At 54.4% G+C, this 20041-nt stretch carries 18 protein-coding genes and 2 tRNA genes; 13 read left to right on the top strand and 7 right to left on the bottom strand.

All coding sequences use genetic code 11. The annotated features are described in order from the left end of the window. Positions 1–30: 30 nt before the first annotated feature. On the bottom strand, positions 31–507 hold the full coding sequence (locus MUN82_RS17855; protein ID WP_245092648.1) for a DUF4293 domain-containing protein: 477 nt from the start codon (positions 505–507) through the stop codon (positions 31–33). Between the two features lie 96 nt (positions 508–603). Between MUN82_RS17855 and MUN82_RS17850 the strand changes: the two genes are divergently transcribed. The 4 genes from MUN82_RS17850 (at position 604) to MUN82_RS17835 (ending at position 5233) form a co-directional block, all read left to right on the top strand. After that, positions 604–1803, top strand: a complete 1200-nt coding sequence (locus tag MUN82_RS17850; protein ID WP_245092646.1) for a thiolase family protein — start codon at positions 604–606, stop codon at positions 1801–1803. Positions 1804–1919: 116 nt separating this feature from the next. Beyond that, entirely contained in the window at positions 1920–2708 is a 789-nt protein-coding gene (gene truA / locus MUN82_RS17845) for a tRNA pseudouridine(38-40) synthase TruA (protein ID WP_245092644.1), read from the top strand. 198 nt (positions 2709–2906) lie between these two features. Beyond that, positions 2907–4607, top strand: coding sequence for an ABC transporter ATP-binding protein (locus MUN82_RS17840; protein WP_245097599.1), 1701 nt, complete (start codon positions 2907–2909; stop codon positions 4605–4607). A 101-nt stretch (positions 4608–4708) separates the two neighbouring features. Next, the gene (locus tag MUN82_RS17835) at positions 4709–5233 is read left to right on the top strand and encodes a hypothetical protein (RefSeq protein ID WP_245092642.1); all 525 of its coding nucleotides are present in this window, start codon (positions 4709–4711) and stop codon (positions 5231–5233) included. Between the two features lie 92 nt (positions 5234–5325). Here the strand turns inward: MUN82_RS17835 and MUN82_RS17830 are convergent. Next, positions 5326–5399: transfer RNA gene (locus tag MUN82_RS17830), tRNA-Pro, on the bottom strand. Between the two features lie 109 nt (positions 5400–5508). Continuing rightward, positions 5509–5582 (bottom strand) — tRNA-Pro (locus MUN82_RS17825). Positions 5583–5973: 391 nt separating this feature from the next. Between MUN82_RS17825 and MUN82_RS17820 the strand changes: the two genes are divergently transcribed. Next, the gene (locus MUN82_RS17820; RefSeq protein ID WP_245092641.1) at positions 5974–6243 is read left to right on the top strand and encodes a T9SS type A sorting domain-containing protein; all 270 of its coding nucleotides are present in this window, start codon (positions 5974–5976) and stop codon (positions 6241–6243) included. Between the two features lie 72 nt (positions 6244–6315). Here MUN82_RS17820 and MUN82_RS17815 read toward each other — a convergent pair whose 3' ends face one another. After that, positions 6316–8100 (bottom strand): ABC transporter ATP-binding protein, encoded by a 1785-nt coding sequence (locus tag MUN82_RS17815; protein ID WP_245092639.1) that lies wholly within the window; start codon positions 8098–8100, stop codon positions 6316–6318. 387 nt (positions 8101–8487) lie between these two features. Between MUN82_RS17815 and nusB the strand changes: the two genes are divergently transcribed. From nusB to coaE, 7 genes are all read left to right on the top strand, one after another. Then, a complete protein-coding gene (gene nusB, locus MUN82_RS17810) occupies positions 8488–9675 on the top strand; it encodes a transcription antitermination factor NusB (RefSeq protein ID WP_245092637.1) in 1188 nt (395 codons plus the stop codon). Positions 9676–9812: 137 nt separating this feature from the next. Next, entirely contained in the window at positions 9813–10124 is a 312-nt protein-coding gene (locus MUN82_RS17805) for a YtxH domain-containing protein (RefSeq protein ID WP_185281906.1), read from the top strand. Positions 10125–10316: 192 nt separating this feature from the next. Next, the gene (locus MUN82_RS17800) at positions 10317–11318 is read left to right on the top strand and encodes an isocitrate/isopropylmalate dehydrogenase family protein (protein WP_245092635.1); all 1002 of its coding nucleotides are present in this window, start codon (positions 10317–10319) and stop codon (positions 11316–11318) included. A 109-nt stretch (positions 11319–11427) separates the two neighbouring features. Continuing rightward, positions 11428–11952 (top strand): DUF1573 domain-containing protein, encoded by a 525-nt coding sequence (locus MUN82_RS17795; RefSeq protein WP_245092633.1) that lies wholly within the window; start codon positions 11428–11430, stop codon positions 11950–11952. A gap of 115 nt (positions 11953–12067) precedes the next feature. After that, entirely contained in the window at positions 12068–12355 is a 288-nt protein-coding gene (yajC, locus tag MUN82_RS17790; protein WP_245092631.1) for a preprotein translocase subunit YajC, read from the top strand. A gap of 113 nt (positions 12356–12468) precedes the next feature. Beyond that, positions 12469–13434: a YbbR-like domain-containing protein gene (locus MUN82_RS17785; protein ID WP_245092628.1), complete on the top strand. Its 966-nt coding sequence runs from the start codon at positions 12469–12471 to the stop codon at positions 13432–13434. Further along, entirely contained in the window at positions 13431–14027 is a 597-nt protein-coding gene (gene coaE, locus MUN82_RS17780; protein ID WP_245092626.1) for a dephospho-CoA kinase, read from the top strand. The genes MUN82_RS17785 and coaE overlap by 4 nt, the downstream gene beginning before the upstream one ends. A gap of 72 nt (positions 14028–14099) precedes the next feature. On the opposite strand, the gene MUN82_RS17775 is transcribed toward coaE, so the two are convergent. From MUN82_RS17775 to MUN82_RS17765, 3 genes are all read right to left on the bottom strand, one after another. Next, complete coding sequence (locus tag MUN82_RS17775; RefSeq protein ID WP_245092624.1) at positions 14100–15278, bottom strand: hypothetical protein; 1179 nt, start codon at positions 15276–15278, stop codon at positions 14100–14102. A gap of 70 nt (positions 15279–15348) precedes the next feature. Continuing rightward, positions 15349–16983: an ArnT family glycosyltransferase gene (locus tag MUN82_RS17770; RefSeq protein WP_245092622.1), complete on the bottom strand. Its 1635-nt coding sequence runs from the start codon at positions 16981–16983 to the stop codon at positions 15349–15351. After that, positions 16984–18615: a glycosyltransferase family protein gene (locus tag MUN82_RS17765; protein ID WP_245092620.1), complete on the bottom strand. Its 1632-nt coding sequence runs from the start codon at positions 18613–18615 to the stop codon at positions 16984–16986. A gap of 378 nt (positions 18616–18993) precedes the next feature. Between MUN82_RS17765 and MUN82_RS17760 the strand changes: the two genes are divergently transcribed. Continuing rightward, positions 18994–20028, top strand: coding sequence for a hypothetical protein (locus tag MUN82_RS17760; RefSeq protein ID WP_245092618.1), 1035 nt, complete (start codon positions 18994–18996; stop codon positions 20026–20028). The last annotated feature ends 13 nt before the right edge of the window (positions 20029–20041 follow it).

Here is a 20041-nt window from a genome sequence, read left to right as displayed (position 1 = left end):
GCTACGCTCGGAATGACAACTATTCGCCATCTACCGCAAGCGGTCCATGCTGCGCACCAGCTGTTCGTCGCGGCGGATGAAGCGGTTGGCCAGGATATTCAGCAGCAAGGCAAGGGTAGGGAGGTAGAAGCCGGCATGAAAACTGCCCGTGAGCTTCAGGTTCAGCATTTGCTCGCCCAGAGTGGAATAGTAGAAGCTGGTGCCGATGGTGCCGAGCATGAAGAGTAGGTTCAGCAGGCCCAGTTGCAACTGCCGCAAACGGCTACGGTACTGGAAAATCTCGATGAACGCCACCACAGTGGCCGCTGCGGCCAACGCGGCAATAGGCCACGTGCCGGTTGAGACGGACATGCCTGGGTCGGAGGGAGCATAGCCCAACTCGAAGGCTGTGAGCACGAGGTGCTGCCCGGTGGTAGGGTCGGTTTTACTCCAAATAGGCAGAAATAAAACGCTGCCCATCGCTAAGGCCAGCAAAAGCAGGAATACGCTTTGAATTCTTTGTATCATCTTTGTAGTTGAACAGTTTTGGGCTGGTGCTAACAGGTACCGAAGCCGCAAAAGTAGCCAACAACGACCGGAATAACCGCACTTCTAACCCTTCTGATGTCTCAAGCATATATCGTGGACGCCGTCCGCACCCCGATTGGTAAATTTGGCGGCGCGCTCAGCAGTGTCCGCCCCGATGATATGGCCGCGCACGTATTGCGCGAGCTGATGCGCCGCAACAAAAGCGTAGACCCTGCCGCCGTCGAAGACGTAATTATGGGCGCTGCCAACCAGGCCGGCGAAGACAACCGTAACGTGGCCCGCATGGCGGCGCTGCTGGCCGGCCTACCCTTATCGGTGCCCGGCAACACTGTGAACCGCCTGTGTGCCTCCGGCTTGCAGAGCATTATGGATTCGTTTCGGGCTATCCGGGCCGGAGAAGGCGACGTGTATTTGGCTGGTGGCTCTGAAAACATGACGCGGGCGCCCTTCGTAATGGCAAAATCCGTTACGGCGTTCGGCCGCGACTTCACCGCTCACGATACTACTCTGGGTTGGCGCTTCGTGAACCCCAAGCTCTCGGCCAAACACTTGCCCTACACTATGGGCGAAACGGCTGAGCACGTGGCTGCTAAGTACGGCATCACGCGTGAAGAGCAAGACCAGTTTGCCTACGACACGCAGCGCAAATACAAGAATGCTTACGAAAAGGGGCGTTTCCGCAAGGAGATTGCGCCTGTGTTTATTGCTCAGCCCAAAGGCGACACGGCGCTGTTCGACACCGACGAGCACCCACGTTTGTCGAGCATGGAAAAGCTGGCCACTCTGAAACCAGCCTTTATTGAGAATGGCACTGTTACGGCCGGCAACTCGGCAGGCATCAACGACGGTGCTGCCGCCGTGCTGGTGGTGAGCGAAGAGGCATTAAAGCGCTATAACCTGAAGCCGATGGCCCGCATTGTGGCCTCAGCTGTGGCGGGCGTCGACCCGGCCTATATGGGTATCGGGCCGGTGCCGGCTACTCAGAAAGTGCTCCAGCGCGCTGGGTTGACCATGAACGACATCGACCTGATTGAGTTGAACGAAGCCTTTGCTGCCCAAAGCATTGCCTGCATGCGCGACCTGGAGCTAGACCCGGCTAAAGTGAACGTCAATGGCGGCAGTATTGCTATTGGGCACCCGCTAGGCTGCGCCGGCGCCCGCATCACGGCCACACTGCTGTACGAGATGCAGCGCCGCGAAAACGCTCGGTATGGCCTCGTAACTATGTGCGTAGGGGTAGGGCAGGGGGCTGCGGCTATTTATGAGAAGCTGTAAGTGAGTTGATTGAAGGTTGAATGGTTGATTGCTGGATCGTTCGATTACCACAACTCAACTAGTGCTGTCAAACCAACAGCAACCCTTCAACCTTCAATCATTCAACAATTTATCCTTTGCGCTACTTTCTTCACCTTGCCTACGACGGCACGCGCTTTCACGGGTGGCAAATCCAGCCGGGCACGCTCACGGTGCAGCAGGAGCTGGATCGGTGCTTGTCGCAGATACTGCGGCAGCCGGTGTACTCGCTGGGTAGTGGCCGCACCGACTCGGGGGTGCATGCCAGCCACCAAGTAGCGCACTTCGACGCAGAGCTACCCACGGGCCTCGACCTCGATACCCTGCTCTACCGTCTCAACCGCGCCCTACCCGCCGATATGCGCGGCTACCTAGTGCACCCGGTGCCGCCCACGGCCCACGCCCGCTTTGATGCGCGCGTACGCACCTATGAGTACCATGTGCGCCTCGTGCCCGACCCGTTTGCCGCACCCCACGCTCTCTACCTCGACCGTGCCCCCGATGTAGCCGCTATGAACGAGGCCGCAGCCTACCTCATCGGCGACCATGATTTTACGAGCTTCTCCAAGGTAGGCGGCAGCGAAAAGCACTACCGCTGCCTCTGCTACGAGGCTGGCTGGCACCCCGCGCCGGGCGGTGTGGTATTCCGTATCAGGGCCAACCGCTTTGTGCGGGGTATGGTGCGGCTGGTGGTAGGCACCCTGCTCACGGTAGGCAAAGGCAAGTTGACTCCTGAAGAGTTTCGGCAGGTGTTTGCGTCGCTGAACCGAGTACACGCTAGCGGCGCGGCTAAGGCGCAGGGGTTGTTTCTGTGCCGGGTAGAGTACCCGGCGGGACTGGTGCCTACGGAGTTACTGCCCACGGGTCTGCCGTATTTCGCGGGGTAGGGCGGTTAAAATGCGTCGGTCATTCTTTGCTTCGCTCAGGAAGACAGTTCCAGCATAATCAGCAGTCGATACCCATAACCTTCCCCGTATACTAGTGGTTAGCTAATCGATTCCCCTTCAAGTTTATATTCCGTGGAGCAAACCACTACTGCCACCAAAACCGGCAATATCTTCGATTGGCAGGTGCTGAGCCGGCTGATGACGTATGTACGGCCCTACCGGCGCGTCTTCTACTTTCTGATCTTCCTAACCATTGCCACAGCGGCTTTGGGCACCTTGCGCCCCTTCCTGATTCAGAAAATGGTCGATGTGAGCATCGACCAAGGCGACATGGTAGGCGTAAACCGCATGTTTATCTGGCTGATTGGCTTGCTCGTGGCGCACACTATTGTAAGCTATCTGCAAACCTATTATGGCGGCTGGCTAGGCCAGTATATCGTGCGCGATATTCGGGTAGACCTTTATAAGCACATTCTCGACCTGCGCCTGAAATTCTTTGACCGTACGCCCATCGGCGTGCTTGTGACGCGCAATATTTCCGACGTAGAAACATTATCCGATGTGTTCAGCGAGGGACTGGCGGCCATGATTGGTGACATCCTGCAGCTGGTATTCATCATCGGCTTCATGTTTTACATCGACTGGCGCCTCACGTTGGTAAGCTTGTCCGTGATTCCGCCGTTGCTGTTCAGCACTTATGTGTTCAAGGAGAAAGTAAAAAAGTCGTTTCAGGAGGTACGCACGGCCGTGGCCAGCCTCAATTCCTTTGTGCAGGAACACCTCACGGGTATGAGTGTGGTACAGATCTTCAACAACGAGGACCGCGAGCTGCAAAAGTTCGAGAAGATCAACCAAGAACACACCCGGGCCAACATTAAGTCTGTTCTGTACTACTCGGTGTACTATCCGGTGGCCGAGGTATTGGGCGCCGTAGGCATCGGCCTGCTGGTGTGGTATGCGGCACAGGGACAAATTGAGGGTACCATCACGAAAGGAGCATTGATTGCTTTTATCTTGTATAATGGCTTGTTTTTTAGGCCAATACGCCAGATTGCCGACCGTTTCAATACCCTGCAGCTTGGCCTTGTAAGCACGGAGCGCCTGTTGAAGCTGCTCGACAGCAAAGAACTTATTGCCGACAATGGCACCTACGCTCCGCCTACCTTGCGCGGCGATGTGCGCTTCGACCATGTGTGGTTTGCCTACAACGAGGAAAACTACGTGCTTAAGGATATCAACTTTGAAGTGCAGGCTGGGCAAACTATTGCGTTTGTGGGCGCCACCGGCGCGGGCAAGACCAGCATTATCAACCTGCTCTCCCGCTTCTACGATATCAACAAAGGCACCATCAGCATTGATGGGCACGATCTGCAAGAGTACGACCTGAAGGCCTTACGCCAGCAGATTGGGGTAGTGCTGCAGGATGTGTTCCTGTTTGCGGGTTCCATTGCCGATAACATCACGCTCGGCAACAAGGATATTACGGAGGAGCAAATATGGGAAGCCGCTGAGCTAGTGGGGGCCCGCCGCTTTATCGAACGCCTACCCGGTGGCTTGCACTACCAAGTAATGGAGCGCGGTGCTACTCTCTCGGTGGGCCAGCGCCAACTGATTTCCTTCGTGCGCGCTATGGTCTACCAGCCGCGCATCATCATTCTAGACGAGGCTACTTCTTCTGTCGATTCTGAAACGGAAGAGCTGATCCAAGCTGCCATTGATAAGCTGATGGAAGGCCGTACATCGCTGGTCATTGCCCACCGCCTTAGCACCATCCAAAAAGCCGACCGGATCATTGTGCTGGATCGGGGCGAGATTCAGGAATCTGGTACGCACGAGGAGCTACTGCGCCGCGGCGGTTTCTACGCCCAGCTCTACCAGATGCAGTATGTAAATGAATAGTGAACTTGTGAATGGTGAAGTTGTGAATTGCGTATCGATTCATCGCACGTCGCTTCTCTCCTAAGCTTTCATAATTTCACCACTTCACAAATCCACTATCTATGACTCGTTGGCTTTTCTTAGGATTGTTACTTGTATCGCTAAGCGTGGCCGTGTGGTATGCCTATTTAGGCGGTTTCCGCAATCCATATGTACAACTCACGACTACTACGCAGCCCATCTACCTAGCGGGTCGCTATTTCGAGGGTAAAGCCAGCAGCGCCGAGTTCGGCCCGCTGTTTCGGCAAGCCCAGCAGGTGCTCGACAACGGCCAGCTGCGTGGCTCGCTAGGCAACATCTACTACAGCGACCCAGAAGCCTCCGACGACACCGTGCGGGCTTTTATAGGCCTAGTGGTTGCCGATACAGTTTCTCAGAAGCTACCCGCTGACTACCGCTACCGCACATTCCCGGCTGGCCAGCGCGTGGTGCAAGCGCGTATAGAGGCCAGCTATATGGTAGCGCCGGATAAGCTCTACTCGGGCGTGAAAAACTTCATGCAGAAGCAGAAATTAACTTCTGCCAAAACCTACCTAGAGCAGTTTCCTACTGACGCACCGGCAGAGGTGCTAGCGGTGGTGAAATAATCACTACGGGCAGGATTAACCTTTTCAACAAAAACGGCCCGCTAAGCACAAAGCTCAGCGGGCCGTTTTTTATAGCCTGAATCAAAGAAAAGTCGGGGTGGCAGGATTCGAACCTACGGCCTCGTCGTCCCGAACGACGCGCGCTACCGGGCTGCGCTACACCCCGAGTTGCTGGTGCAGCCTGCGCACACAGCGGATCAGGAAAATTTTCGCTATCGGCCGAAAAAAGCCGCCGAACCAAAGTTCGGCGGCTTTTCGAGCCGGAAGCTCTTCTGTCGGAGTGGCAGGATTCGAACCTACGACCTCCAGCACCCCATGCTGGCGCGATACCAGGCTACGCTACACCCCGATAGAATTGAGCTGCAAAGGTAAGAGAAGATTTGATATATCCACAATAGGTAGAAGAAAATAAATATTTATTTCTGTACAGGAGGACATATTGGCTGTGGACATGCATAGGAGAGATAGTTCACTATAAGCTTATTCTTGGCAGTTGTTTTGCTTCTATTTAAGGCAACCTAACAGATGTTGCATCACCAATAAATGCAATTCGTATTTTTGCTGTTAATACATCTTTTGAACATAGTAAATGTAAAAATGATATGAAAATAGTTATATCGATGCTAGCAGGTGTGCTATGCATAGCCTTAGCTACTGCTGCTAATGCACAAACTGCTAGTGGTCAGGTAGCAGTTACAGCAAAGCCTGCGACCGAAACGATTGCCTTGGTAACAGACAAATTGACTACTCCTGCTAGCTCGTCCGACGCCGTCAAGGTGAAGGCAGAGGTAAATCCCGTCAGCAAGCGTTTGACTGTGCGCACCGACATACCTGGTCCGGTGCGGGTAGAAGTCAACGATGATGAAGGCCGTCCTGTGCTGACTAAGGATATGATTTCGGGCGACAAGGCTGCTAACATTGATGTGAGCCGCCTACCCTCTGGTTTTTACATTGTGCGCTGCACCAGCGGTGAGCGAAGTGGTGTCCGCCGCGTGCACCTGGGCCAGTAAAGAAAAACAGTGAAGAGGTGAGTTAAAAAGCGTGGAATGTTCCATGCTTTTTAACTCACCTCTTCACTGTTTTTACGCTTCCTCACTTTGCAGTTGACGCTCGTACAAGGCGCGGTAAAGGCCATCAGTGTCGGCCATAAGAGCTTCGTGGGTGCCGTGCTGCACAATCTGCCCGTCGTCGAGCACCAGAATTTCGTCGGCTAATTTCACAGAGCTGACGCGGTGAGAAATAATCAGGCTGGTGCGGTTTTCCATCACCCGTTGGAGGCTGTTGAGAATGGCGTTTTCGGTGTTGGTGTCTACAGCCGAAAGCGAATCGTCCAGGATCAGGATACGCGGTTCCTTCACCAGTGCCCTCGCAATGCTCACGCGCTGCTTTTGCCCGCCCGAAAGCGTAATGCCTCGTTCGCCTAGCTTGGTATCGAACCCTTCGGGAAACTGCACGATGTTATCGTACACATTGGCATCCTGGGCGGCTTGCTTCATGCGCTCCTCGCTGGGGTTGTCGAGGCCAAAGTTGATGTTGTTGCGGATGGTGTCGGAGAACAGGAAGACGTCCTGCGGCACATAACCAATCTGGCTGCGTAGGGAGGTGAGAGCATAGTCGCGCACATCAGTTGCGTCTACCGTAATGGTGCCTTGCGTCACGTCGTAGAGGCGGCAGAGTAGGGCCGCTATTGTGCTTTTGCCCGAGCCCGTGTTGCCAATAACTGCCAGCGTCTGCCCCGGCCGAATGCGGAACGACACATCGCGGAGGGCTTGAATGCCGGTATCAGGGTAAGTAAACGATACGTGGTCGAACACAATGTCACCCTGGATAGCGCGCTCCACGTTGCGGTGCGAAACAATGTCCGTTTTCTGGTGCAGAAACTCGTTGATGCGGGCCTGCGAAGCCTCCGCACGTTGTACCAACGACGACGTCCAGCCCAGGGCCGTAACAGGCCAGGTAAGTAGGTTCACGTAAATCAGGAACTCCGCGATGCTACCCGTGGTGATGGTGCCACGAATTACTTCCTGGCCGCCTACCCACACAGTGATGATGGTGCTAAGACCCACTAGAAACAGAATCAGTGGGAAAAACAGCGAGTTCACGAAGTTCAGGCTCAGTGACTTCTCCTTATAATTCTCGCTGGCTACCGTAAACTGTTGGTGTGAATCCTCCTCGCGCACAAACGACTTCAAGACCCGAATCCCCGAAAATGCCTCCTGCACGAAGGTAGTCATGCCAGCTAGGGAGCGTTGGATTTCGTCGGATTTGCGTTGGATGATGTTGTTGATGTAGAAGATGCTGACGCTGAGGATGGGTAGGGGTAGGAGCGTGTAGACGGTCAACTTTACGTTCACCATCAACATGAGCGGCACGATGAGCACGAATAGGATAACCAACTGCAAGAAGTACATGATGGCCGGCCCGATGTACATGCGCACGCGGCCCACATCTTCCGAAATGCGCGACATCAGGTCGCCGGTGCTGTGGCGACGGTAGAACGAGAGGGGTAGGGACTGGTAGTGCTGAAAGATTTCGTTTTTCTGGTCGTTCTCAATCAAGCGCGACATCACGATGAGCGTCTGACGGGTGTAGAATAGAAAGATGCCGCGCAGTACGGCCAGCAGAATAATCAACACACCGTAGAGCAGCACGTTGCGCCCAAACAGCTTATACACGCTGCTTTGGGCCTCGGTGCCAGCGTAGAGATGGTAGAGGTCGATGCCCTCGCTCACGAGGTCGAAGGCGTAGCGTACAATTTGGGCCGGGAAAATGGCCAACAGCGTACTCAAGGCCACAAACAGCACGCCGCCGAGGAAATGCCATTTGTAGCGAAACAAATACTTATTGGTAGCGGAGAGGGCACTCACGGGATAGGAGGGAAGTGGTTTAGCAGTTTGAGTAATAGAAAGTTAAAAAGCAGGCAAACGGTTTTCGGGATGTGGACTAATTGACATAGAACGGGTGCTAATCAGCTAGCTGCCAAACTCCTAAACAGCTAGGAAAGATACGCGTAGACTAGCCTTGCTCAGAAAAAAACGGTACTTTTGCGCCCGAATTGCGGGGTGCCCCTACCTCCACGTTATGTACATTTGCTACCCTACGCTGGGAGCAGATGGCCGCACGATTTGGGTAGGCGTTGCGTTAGTTGCTCCGGGCAGTTCACCGCCCAAAGATACCAACCCTACCCCGCTTTTCGCTCAGCTTCTCCATCTCATCAAGATCAGCATAAATGGTGCTGATTTTATTTTCATACAATGCTCAACCGACGCACGCTCCGCATTAAAGTCATGCAGGCCCTGTACGCCTACCACCAGGCCGTAGGATCTGATTTTTTGTTGGCAAATGACCGCATCGCGGAGGCCTTCGCGCCCGATTTGAACTCGCCCGAGCCCCAGGACCGGCGTAAGCTACAAGGGCAGCGCAAGCTGGCCGAAGTTATCTTCCGGGAGTGGCACAAAACCGGCAGCGAGCCGGAGCAGCAGCCCGACGATGCCGACGTGCACGAGGCCGTGCGCGACGCCATGAAGTACTACCAGCAGCAGAAAACTAAGGATGGCAACTTCTATGGCGGCCAACTGGTGCACAATGCCGAGAGCATTCACGACCAATATATTCACCTGCTTAACCTGCCGGCGGCGCTGCTGCGGGTGCTGGAAGAGGAACAGGAGCGCAGCAACCGCCGCTTCACGGCGCCCAAAGACGCCCCGCTGGACACAACCCGGTTAGAGCAAAACCAGGCCATCCAGAAGCTCATCAACAACAAGCAGCTCCAAGACCTGACCATCCGGCGCAAGCTGCTATGGAACGGCGAGGAGGAGATGGAAGCCCTGCGCACAGCTTGGCGCAACGAAATAAAGCAGGATGCGGAGGTGCTGAGTTACCTGGCCGCTCCGGCCGGCGACTATGCCGCCGACCAGGAGTTTCTGAAGTATCTCTATAAGACCTACGTGTTCAAGGGGGAAGAGCTGCCGCGCCAGTTGGAAGAGGATGATCTGAACTGGGAGGAAAACCGCCCGGTGGTGAAAAACCTGACGCTGAAGACAGTGAAAATGCTGGACGAAGCCGCCGACGAGAACCTGGAGTTGATGTCGTTGTCGGCCAACTGGCAGGACGATAAGGAGTTTGCCCAGACGCTCTACCGTCACACCCTGGACGAGGACGAGCGGTACGAGAAGCTGATTGCCGAATCGGTGCAGAACTGGGATGTAGAGCGCGTGGCCCTGTTGGATAAGATTATCCTGAAAATGGCCTTGTGCGAGATGCACCTGTTCCGCAGCATTCCCGTGAAGGTGACCATCAACGAGTACATTGAAATCAGCAAGCTGTATAGCACGCCCAAGAGCAAGCAGTTCGTGAACGGCATCCTGGACAAGCTGGCGCAGGACCTCACGGCTAGCGGCGCCATTCGCAAGTCGGGTAGGGGCCTGCTTGATAACCAATAGATTCTGCGGAGGAGAACCAAAAAAAGCGAGGGGCGCACGTTTTTTGTCGTAATCCCATCGTTAAGTTTACGTTTTTCGTACTAACAGAAAGCAAAACATCGCTTTTTCCACCCTTCTACTCCCATTCCTTACCTGATATGAGCAGCAAAACCACCACTGGTATTTTATGCTTTGCCGGCGGTGCCCTCACCGGCGCCGTGTTTGGTCTGCTATACGCCCCCGAAAAAGGCCGCGAAGTGCGCAGCTGGTTCAGCTACCAGCTGGAGCGCTACCGCGAAACCCTGGCCGACCTCACCGAAAACCTGGTGACCAGCCGGGTAGACGCCGGCCCAATGTCGGCCAAATCGGAAGGTCAACGCGTGATTCAGGACGCCAAAACCAAGGCTGAACAACTGCTTGGCGACGTCGACCAGCTAATCAATCAAATCAACTCGCGCAAAGGTATCTAAGCGCCCTACCCTACAAAAGGAGTGGATGAAAGAACGAGAAACCGGTACGACTGCCTGCCTTCCTCGTTCCTTCATCCGCTCCTTTGTTTCTTTGTGTCTACCCCTAACCTGGTAGGTAATCCGGCTAACCACCGGCCGGTCTGGCAGCTTGCCGGGCCGCGTGCCCTACCCATGCTAACCTAACCTTCTCTAATGCACACTGTCACTCTTATCCCCGGCGACGGGATTGGTCCCGAAATCACGAAAGCTGTAACCGATATTTTTGCGGCGGCGCAGGTGCCCGTTACCTGGGAAGAGCACAACGCCGGCCTGACGTCTTTCGAAGCTTCGGGCGAGCTGCTGCCCCAGGCCCTGCTCGACTCGCTGGACAAAACCCGTGTGGCGCTGAAAGGCCCCCTCACCACGCCGGTAGGCAAAGGCTTCCGCAGCATCAACATCACGCTGCGCCAGAAATACAATCTGTACCAGAATGTGCGTCCGGCCCAAACCACGCCCGGCATCAAATCGCGCTACGAGAACGTGGACTTGGTACTGTTTCGGGAAAATACTGAGGGCCTCTATTCGGGTCTGGAGTATTATGACGACCGCCTGGGTATTGCCGACTCTGTTTCGCGCGTGACGGTAGAGGGCTGCCACAAGATTGTGCGTGCCGCTTTTGCCTACGCCGATAAACACGGTCGCAAGAAGGTGACGCTGGCACACAAAGCCAACATCCTGAAACTAGCCGGCAAGCTGATGCTGGACGCTGGTAAGGAAATTTCGGCTGAGTACCCGCATATCACATACGAGGACAAAATCATCGACAACATGTGCATGCAGCTGGTGATTCGGCCTGAGCAGTTCGATGTAGTGGTGACTACCAACCTGTTTGGCGATATTCTCTCCGACTTGTGTGCTGGCCTGGTAGGCGGCTTGGGCGTAGTGGTAGGCGCCAATGTGGGCGACGACGCGGCCATCTTTGAAGCCGTGCACGGCTCGGCCCCCGATATTGCGGGTCAAGGCAAAGCCAACCCTACCGCCCTACTGCGTTCGGCCCTGATGATGCTGCAGCACTTAGGTGAGAAAGACCATGCTACCCGTATTGAAGACGCGTTGAACAAGACTTTGCAACAGCCTGAGAAGCTGACCGGCGACCTGGGTGGTAAAGCGTCTACCAGCGAGTTTGCACATACTATCATTGATAATCTGGCCTAGCAATACGCAGCTTTTGCCGGCGCTGGTCTGAATGCCGAATGCCGGGAGAAAGTCGTATTTTTGAGTTTACGCTACTTTGTAAGCTGCCCAGCAGCTGTTTTTTATCTGTATGAAACGCACCTTTTTTTCAACTGCGCTGCTGGCTGCTACCCTACTGATGGGAGCCTGCGGCCAAGACAAGCCAACTGAGGTAGGCACCGAGGGCATGAATGCGGCCGCCGCCGATGCCAACGCTGCCGCCAACCCCACCGTGGACAACCCCAACGTGATGGGTGAAACAGAAGCGCCAAATCCCAACGCGCCAGTAATGACTTTCACGGAGCAGGAGTTTGACTTTGGCGACATCAAGCCTGGCGACGTGGTAAAGCACACCTTCGAGTTTACGAACACCGGCAAATCACCGCTGGTGATTGAGAATGCCCAGGCCAGCTGCGGCTGCACTACCCCCGAGTGGACCAAAGAACCCGTAGCACCCGGTGCCAAAGGCACCATGCAAGTGCAGTTCGACAGCCACGGTAAAACCGGGATGCAGAACAAGCAGATAGCCGTTCGGGCCAACACCCAGCCCAGCATCACTCAGATTGCCATCAAAGCCAATATCCTGTCAGACGGCGCTAACGGTCCCGTACGATAGTCTTTTCTGGCACGCTAGTGCGGGAAGCCGTCTGGGTAGGAAAGTATACGTACTATGCCTACAGCCCGGGCGGCTTCCCGTCTGTTAGTGCTGTTGTCCTTTTTTACTTCTCCATATGCTGCTTACTCTTTTACTCCAAGCCCCCGCTGGCGGGGGCATGACCCAGTTTCTGCTACTAGGCGCCATGTTTGTGGTGCTGTACTTCTTCATGATTCGGCCGCAGCAGAAGCGGGCTAAAGAAGCTAAAGTCCTGCGCGATTCGCTCACAAAAGGCGCCAATGTGGTGACCATTGGAGGGCTGCACGGCAAAATCGTAGACGTGGCCGAGAATTCCGTCGTAATAGAGGTAGACAAAGGCACCCGCCTCACGTTTGACCGCACGGCCATTGCCCGGCAGATTTAAGTTGTTTTCTGCGGTTTTTAGTTGTTTGTTCTTGGTTCTGGTAGCAGTTGGCAAAGTCCTTTGTGGTGCGCTAAACAGGAGCAAACGACCAAAAGCCACTAACTAAAACCATCTTGAAAACCTCCCGCCCCCAACGTCTGCTGTTTTGGTTTGCCCGTCCCTTCTATGGGTCGGAGCAAGGCTATTGGCGGCCGGTGCTGGTGTGTTTTCTAGCGGCGTCTACCATCTGGCTGCTCAATGCGCTCAACAAAACCTACACCACGCGCATTTCCTACCCTGTGGAGTGGGTATATGATGCAGCCCGCTATGTGCCTGTGCAAGAGCTACCCCCGGAGGTAGCGGTGAACGTGACGGGTAGGGGCTGGAAGCTGCTGCGCAAGAACATTATGCCCGACGTACGTCCCGCCGAAGTACGCCTGACGCGCCTGCCTAGGCAGCGTTACGTACTTTCGTCGGCCTTGCGGCCAGCGCTGCAAAATGCCATGGATGGCTTGCAGCTCAACTACCTGCTCAGTGATACGCTTTGGATTGAGTTTGATAGGTTGGTGCGGCGACGCGTACCGCTTACCCTCAGCCGCGCCGCCGATGGCTCGGCACTGCCTTACGCGGCACAGTTTGAGCCAGCTAGTATTTCGTTTGAAGGACCCGCCAGTATTGTGAATGCGCTGGCGAGTCCCTACCCTGTGCATTTACCTCAGGCGCCGGCAGGCAGCAGTTCCGGCAGCATCAGCGTACCCATTGGCGGACCGGAGAGGGTGAAAATCAACGTGCGTGATGTGCGCGTGCGGCTGCGCCCTCGGCCCGTCGTAACCGTGCCGGTGTGGACTACCCCCGAACTACGCGATTTTCCGGTGCAGCGGCGGTTTCGGCTACAGCCGGCCACGGTGCAGGTGCAGCTCCAGAGCTTCCCGGAAGACACGGCCGCCCTAGATCTGCAGCGCCTGCGCGTGGCCCTGTACTTTGGGCAACTGATAGGGCCCGATTCTGTGCTGACGCCGATGCTGGTAGAAACGCCAGAGCAGGCACGTGGGGCACGCATCATCACGTCGCAGGTGAAAGTATCGATGGTACGCGAATGAAAAAGATCGGAATTACCGGTGGTATTGGGTCCGGTAAAAGTGTGGTATGCCGCCTGTTTGAGGTGCTGGGCGTACCCGTATACGACTCAGACGCCCGCGCCAAATGGGTAATGGCCCACGACCCAGCCCTACGAGCGGAGTTGCAAGCTGCCTTTGGAGCCGCTACCTTCGATGCTACTGGCCAACTCGATCGGCCCTACCTGGCCCGGCTGGCTTTCCACGACCCTACCCAACTGGCCCGACTCAATGCCCTGGTGCACCCCCACGTGGGCCGCGACTTTGCCGAGTGGACTGCCCGGCAGGCCCAGGATGGCCACGCCTACGTGCTAAAAGAAGCAGCATTGCTGTACGAGTCGGGTGCCTACCGGCAACTCGATCGTATCATCACAGTATTCGCCCCGCAGCCCATTCGCGAGGCCCGCGTGCTGCGCCGCGACCCGCACCGCACCGCCCAGGATGTGCAGGCCATCATCAGCAAGCAACTCAGTGAGGAAGAAAAGCTCCAACGCGCTGACTTTGTGATTTACAACGATGATCAACACTTGCTCATTCCTCAGGTACTGGAGGTGAATAGTGAAGTTGTGAGATGGTAAAGGCTGCTGTCATCCTGCGCAAGCGCAGGATGACAGCAGCCTTTACCATCTCACAACTTCACTATTCACCACTCACCTAATAATGGGGCAGCGCTCGAAGGGACGGTTTTCGTCGAAAAGGAGGCGGTAAGTGATGTGGGTCTTCACGATACGGGCGCCAATGGAGCGGCACACGGCCATCATGCGCGGGTTAAAATCGCCAATCCAGTTCATTTCCAGGCTAGTGTAACCAGCAGCCTGGTATACAGACTGCGCATGCACAATCATGGCTGACTCAGCGCCTTTGCCTTGGTGCTCGGGTACTACCCCAAAAATTACCCCGAACGCCTTTTTGGGTTGACTGCGCTGGTACTGATATTTTTCCCACAAAAAACGCAGCTTGCCCAGCGTATCTAGCTTGCGGCCCACGTGCTTGAAAATCTGATTCAGCTCGGGTAGGGAGATAAAAAATCCTACGGCCTCATCGCGGTAGTAGATGAACCATAGCAGGCGCTCATCCAGCACGGGTTTCATCTCACGCACAATATTGCGCGCCTGATCCAGCGACATACCGCTCACGCCAGAGTGCCGCGCCCAGGCAAGGGAGTACACGTGCTGAAAATCACGCGCTAGCTTCTCTGGGTCGCTGGCATCGGCGTAAGTGAAGCGGTAATCGGGCTCCTCGCGGGTGTAGCGGTCGGCTACCTTGGCAAAGTTGGGATGTAGCTTAATATCCGTCGGAATATCGTAGGTGTACTGCTTAAAATACACCTGAAACCCGTACTGCTCAAAGAGTTGCTGGTAGTAGGGCGGATGAAAGAACATGCCGTAGTTGGGTTCCGTGAAGCCATCCACCAGCAACCCCCAGAATCGGTCCCGCTCCCCGAAGTTAATGGGGCCATCTATCGCCGCCATGCCGCGGGCCTCCAGCCACGTGCGACATGCGTCAAAGAGCGTGTTGGCAGCTTGCTGATCATCAATGCACTCGAAGAAGCCCATGCCGCCTACCGGCAGATTGGGTATTTCTTGGGGTAGGGTGCTATTGGTGAAGGCCGCCACCCGACCAATTACAGTTCCCGTGTCGTCAGTGAGAATCCAGCGTACCACTTCCCCTTTACCCTCGCGCAGCAAGCGGTTTTTTTTAGGGTCGAAGACCGCTTCAATCTCGTTGTCGAGCGGCGAGATCCACTGTGGATACTGCTGGTAAAGGCGGACGGGTAACTCCAAAAACTGGCGTACCTGCTGCGAGTTGTGTACTTCAAATAAAGGCATCGGCGAAAAAGCTAGCGGGAAACGAGTGAATTATGCACGCGCTTCGACAACAAAGATCGTAGGAGAATGGCTACGGTGCGCTACGGGTAGGAGAAGCTTCTCGGTCAAAGATGGACAAGATTGTAATGCCTTCTGCCCGAATAGAGTAGATTTCCTGGCCCAGGCTATCGGCATACGGCTGGGGATGCCAGCGGTAGTTAGTAATGAAAAATCGGCCTTTCTGCGGCTCTCGGTGAATAGCAAGACGCGCTTGCTTGGAGGTAGTAAATAACAGGCTATTTGCAACGACGGGAGTAACCACTGGGGCACTAACAGATAGGAGTTCTGCACTGTGATGATGGCGTAATAACCATTGTAAGCCCTGGTAATAGCTCAGGCCCCAATAATCGCGCTCAAAAAGGCGTTCTGCCATTTGTGCGGGTATGAAGCTGAAATATACTTGCTGAAAAGGGTGCATTTGTACCATGCGGATGGCTGTACGCATCGTCTCAACAGCGCTTAGCAGTAGAACACCCAGAGCCAAGTAGCGCGCGGGGTGAGGCCGACGGGTTGCTTGTACCAGCCAGCGAATACCCTGCACAGCTACTAGTACTAGCGCGGGGTATATAAAATATAAGTGCCGCCAACCATCGTAAAATCTAGAGCGCAAAATAATTACCAGCACTACCGGAACCAGCAACCAGCTCACCACTAGAAGGGTAAGGTAGCCAACAAGCTCTATCTGGGCGAAGCGCTGCCTTGCTAAACGGCGGCCACTTACAGCTACGCCAAGCAGTGCGGCCAACAGATAGGGGGTAGGAGTTGTGATAAGTATCCAAACAGGCAGATAATGCCAGGGTACTTGACTATCAATGAGCTGTCCGAAGTATAGATTCTGCCCTTGCCATGGGTAATGACTCAGGTGCTGGTAAGACCACAAAAAGTTAGCGATGGGCGCATCCCATAGAAAAGGCCAGCCAATAACCATGAACACAGTAGTCAGCAGGACGTATAGCAACCCCAGGGATAGTAGCCTTTTGGAAGGACGTAGCAGCAGTTGCCAAGCCAATAGTGCGACCGTAAAGCCTACGATTAATAAACCCGGTACCCGTACATCAATTGCCACGGCAGTAGCCAGTGCATGCAGTGTAGCACGTATTACCGTAGCGCAGACCAGTAGCCGAGCTAGGGTAAACATTGCTACTATGAAGCAGGCCATGAACACAATGTCTTTGCCATTGAAGAAGGCCTCAGCGAAAAAGCGGGGAGAGAGCACAAGCAGACCTACAGCAAACAGCGCCCAAAGCCAACTGCCAAAATAGTGTCGTGCCAACCCATATAAGGCCCAACAGCCCACCCAGAACACACAAAATATTGACAGGTGGCGCAGGTGATAATAGGCCGCCGAATCACCACGGGCAACGAGTACTCCCAGCACTGCCAAGGGTAGTTCAAAAGCTACACCATGGTCATTATCAGGATAATTGGTGAGAGGCGGGATGGAAGCATACGTCGTGCGTTGCTGATGAATAAGTTGTGGTGCCACTCGCTCCAACACATACTTCAGGTTAACAGCGCCATTGTCCCGGTCTACCGGCTCGTCCCACGATACGCCGTAGTCGCGGTAAACGTACAGACCTAACAGCAGCAGTAAGCCAAAAAATAAACCAACTACTATCCGTTCAAACCAGGGAGAGTTGGACCAACGAGTAAGAAAGGAATGCATCTAGTGAGCCTCTCGGTCAAAAATGGACAAGATCGTAATGCCTTCTGCCCGAATGGAATAGATTTCCCGGCCCAGGCTATCAGCATATGGCTGGGGGTGCCAACGGTAAGTTGTGATGTGATAGCGGCCGCGTTGTGGCTTCGGCACATACACTATGCGGGCACGCTGAGCGGCCGGCAGAATCAGCCCGTTATTGTATAGTGGATGCACATGGGGCCAGGTAACACTCACGCCTACCTGCGCAGAGGAATCGTGTGCCAATAGCCATTCTAGCCCCTGCCGGAATGATAATGCCCAATAGTCACGCTCGAACTGCTGCTCTATAGTCTTGGCTGGTAAGAAGCTGTAGTATAAATGCTCATAAGGATGTAGACGCACCATGCGAATAGCAGTACGGATGGTTTCAAGGCCTGCCACCAGGAGTAGGAAGAGCGCTAGTCGATGCAGCAAAGTAGGGCGTGAAACGCTCCCCCAGGTTATCAGCATTTGTACACCTCGCGCAGCGAGGAGTACAAATGCGGGATACACAAAATAGACGTGTCGCCACGCATCATACAGCGCGGAGTGCAATACAACGATTACAACTAGAGGGCCTAGTAGCCAACCTATCAGTAATACGTTGAAGCGGTTGTGGAGTAGGCTGATGCCACGCCAGCCGGTGTTCCACAACTGCTTGCCTGATGCAACAATGCCAACAAACGCCAGCAGCGAATAAGGCAAAGGAGTTGTGATGAAAATCCAAACAGGCGCATAATGCCAAGGCAACTCCTTGACCGCCAGAAATTGCCCCTTATACAGGTTGGTGAAAATCCAGGGATAATGGCTGAGATTCTGAAACGCAGCTATAAAATTATCCAAGGGATGCGCCCATAAATAGGGCCACCCAATTATGGTAGCGACGCCGGTAGTAAGCAGATACAGCCCTAGAATTCGTAATAGAGCAGTGCGATTTGACGATGCCTGCGTGAAGGCAAGCAACAACAAACTCAGCGTATAGGGGACCAGAATGATGGCTAAAAGACGTACATCGATAGCCGCGGCAGATGCTACTCCGTGCCAAATAGCGCGTGGCAGGGTAGGAGCCTCTAGTAGTCGCATTAAAGTATGAATAGCTAAGGCGAACAAGGCGGTAAACACGATGTCTTTACCGTTGAAGAAGGATTCGGCAAACAGGCGTGGCGAAAGCACCAGTAATGCTGCCGCTAGTAAGCCCAAACGCCAATCCCGCAGCCAGTGCGTACCTATGCGATACGTAGCCCAAACGCCCGATACGGATACCAGGAAAATACAGAAATGGCGTAAAAAATAATAGGACCGCGAGTCGTGGTGGGTGAGCACATAGCCTAATAGAGCCATCGGAATCTCGAATAACACCCCGTGGTCATTGTCGCGGTAGTGTTGAAACTCCGGAATAAGTTGAGCTGCCGGATATTGCGCGACCTTTGCCGGGACTAGCAGTTCAGCTATGTACTTCACGTTGACCATGCCATTGAGGTGGTCCGTCGGCTCATCCCACGACACGCCATAATCGCGGTGCACCACCAGACCGAGTACCAATAGCAGCCCGAAAAAGAGCAGTGGTACAATGCGCTGAGGCTTCAGAAATAGAGAATAAAAGCGGTTGACCAGCAAAAGAGTAAGCTTAATAATTCAAGACAGGAGCGGAAGTGTAGCGATATAATCAAGTTAATCAGGCTAAATTCGATAATTCAGTGATAATATTTTGCTCCTTTCAGCATGTGGCGTACTATTCCTCGCTTCATATGGCCCGTCGCTGGGCTATTATTGGTCCTGCGCCTGTTTCTGAATCTGCACTTAAATCCGGGGTTAGAGTGGAACTACGATGAACGCCGCAACGGCCGCATTGCAGATAACTATTTAGCAGGACGAGGCTACGTAAATGTGTTGCCCGAGCACGAGCAGTTACTCCCCGACGCTTTTCATGCAAGCTTTCCCGTATTTGTGTATGTGGGGTGGAGTCGGCTAGGATTGCCCAAGCACTATTTCACCTTGCTGGTATACGCCGCCGCCGCCGGTTGCTACCTGCTGGGTGCTTTATATGTACAGCGTACGTTGCGCTATTTTGGGCTAGCCCCTGGTGCGAGTTGGCTCGGCGCCTGCCTATGGGCTGTGTCGCCAGGCGTAGTGTACTACATTGGTGCCTTCTGGTGGTTTGAAAACCTGACGCTGCCTTTGCTTATTGTAGTACTATACAAATTGTTGCGGCTGTATAGCGGCCGCGCGCTGCACTGGCTGGATGCATTGATAATTATAGGGGCAGTAGTCCTATCCTGTTTGCTACGAGGCTATCTATTGGCCATCTACGGTATACTATTCGGAGTTTTCCTGACACTCATATCAATCAGGCGTGCGTTGCCTGCCCGCAGGCGCTGGCAAGCCTGGCTGCTGAGTGCTGGGCTCTTGCTAACGACGGGAGTGGCACACGTACCAATTCTAGTTAAAAATCATAGCATGTTTGGGGCTTATGTGCTCAGCAATCAAGCAGGCTTTGAGCTATTGCAAGGACACAACCCAGTAACGGTAGGTCGTTTTATGTTTGGCTGGGACAACAGGGATAATCCGTTCAACCAATTCGTGCGCGCCCACATCCCGCAGCTAGATTCATTGAATCAGTACCAGGAAAGTCAGGCCCGCGCGCAGGTAGCAAGACAATGGGCGTGGCAGCATCCTAGTGCCGAAATGCGGCTGATACTACGCAAAACGGCAATCTTCTTTTCTCCCGAAAATTTCGTTGCAGATGCTTTGTGGACATCCTGGAGTCCTTTCACAGCCCTTGTGCACCTCGCATTTTTTGGAGCCCTGTTGCTTACAATGGTGCATTATAAAGGCTTACGCTTCGAACGCCATGATGCCCTGTTGCTCACCCCCTTGGTTACTGCGTGGGTATTAAGCCTGGTATTTTTTCCCGGGTTCCGGTGGCGCTTTTTTGCGGAGCCAGCGCTGCTGCTTTTTCCGCTGATAGTATGGCACCGGCTGCAAACGGCGCGCGCTAGTGCCAGTAGGCACCGTGTAGCCCGGACGTGAGTACTGCTGAAAA

This window comes from Hymenobacter aerilatus, from assembly GCF_022921095.1.
In the GTDB taxonomy this organism is placed as follows: Bacteria; Bacteroidota; Bacteroidia; order Cytophagales; family Hymenobacteraceae; genus Hymenobacter; species Hymenobacter aerilatus.
This window is presented reverse-complemented; position numbering and strand designations above follow the sequence as displayed.

What these genes read in the sequence shown, in the direction of transcription:
- MUN82_RS17855 (WP_245092648.1), bottom strand. Translation starts at nt 507, where the DNA reads ATGATACAAAGAATTCAAAGCGTATTCCTGCTTTTGCTGGCCTTAGCG.
- MUN82_RS17850 (WP_245092646.1), top strand. Translation starts at nt 604, where the DNA reads ATGTCTCAAGCATATATCGTGGACGCCGTCCGCACCCCGATTGGTAAA.
- MUN82_RS17840 (WP_245097599.1), top strand. Translation starts at nt 2,907, where the DNA reads ATGACGTATGTACGGCCCTACCGGCGCGTCTTCTACTTTCTGATCTTC.
- MUN82_RS17835 (WP_245092642.1), top strand. Translation starts at nt 4,709, where the DNA reads ATGACTCGTTGGCTTTTCTTAGGATTGTTACTTGTATCGCTAAGCGTG.
- nusB (WP_245092637.1), top strand. Translation starts at nt 8,488, where the DNA reads ATGCTCAACCGACGCACGCTCCGCATTAAAGTCATGCAGGCCCTGTAC.
- MUN82_RS17805 (WP_185281906.1), top strand. Translation starts at nt 9,813, where the DNA reads ATGAGCAGCAAAACCACCACTGGTATTTTATGCTTTGCCGGCGGTGCC.
- MUN82_RS17800 (WP_245092635.1), top strand. Translation starts at nt 10,317, where the DNA reads ATGCACACTGTCACTCTTATCCCCGGCGACGGGATTGGTCCCGAAATC.
- MUN82_RS17795 (WP_245092633.1), top strand. Translation starts at nt 11,428, where the DNA reads ATGAAACGCACCTTTTTTTCAACTGCGCTGCTGGCTGCTACCCTACTG.
- yajC (WP_245092631.1), top strand. Translation starts at nt 12,068, where the DNA reads ATGCTGCTTACTCTTTTACTCCAAGCCCCCGCTGGCGGGGGCATGACC.
- coaE (WP_245092626.1), top strand. Translation starts at nt 13,431, where the DNA reads ATGAAAAAGATCGGAATTACCGGTGGTATTGGGTCCGGTAAAAGTGTG.
- MUN82_RS17775 (WP_245092624.1), bottom strand. Translation starts at nt 15,278, where the DNA reads ATGCCTTTATTTGAAGTACACAACTCGCAGCAGGTACGCCAGTTTTTG.
- MUN82_RS17770 (WP_245092622.1), bottom strand. Translation starts at nt 16,983, where the DNA reads ATGCATTCCTTTCTTACTCGTTGGTCCAACTCTCCCTGGTTTGAACGG.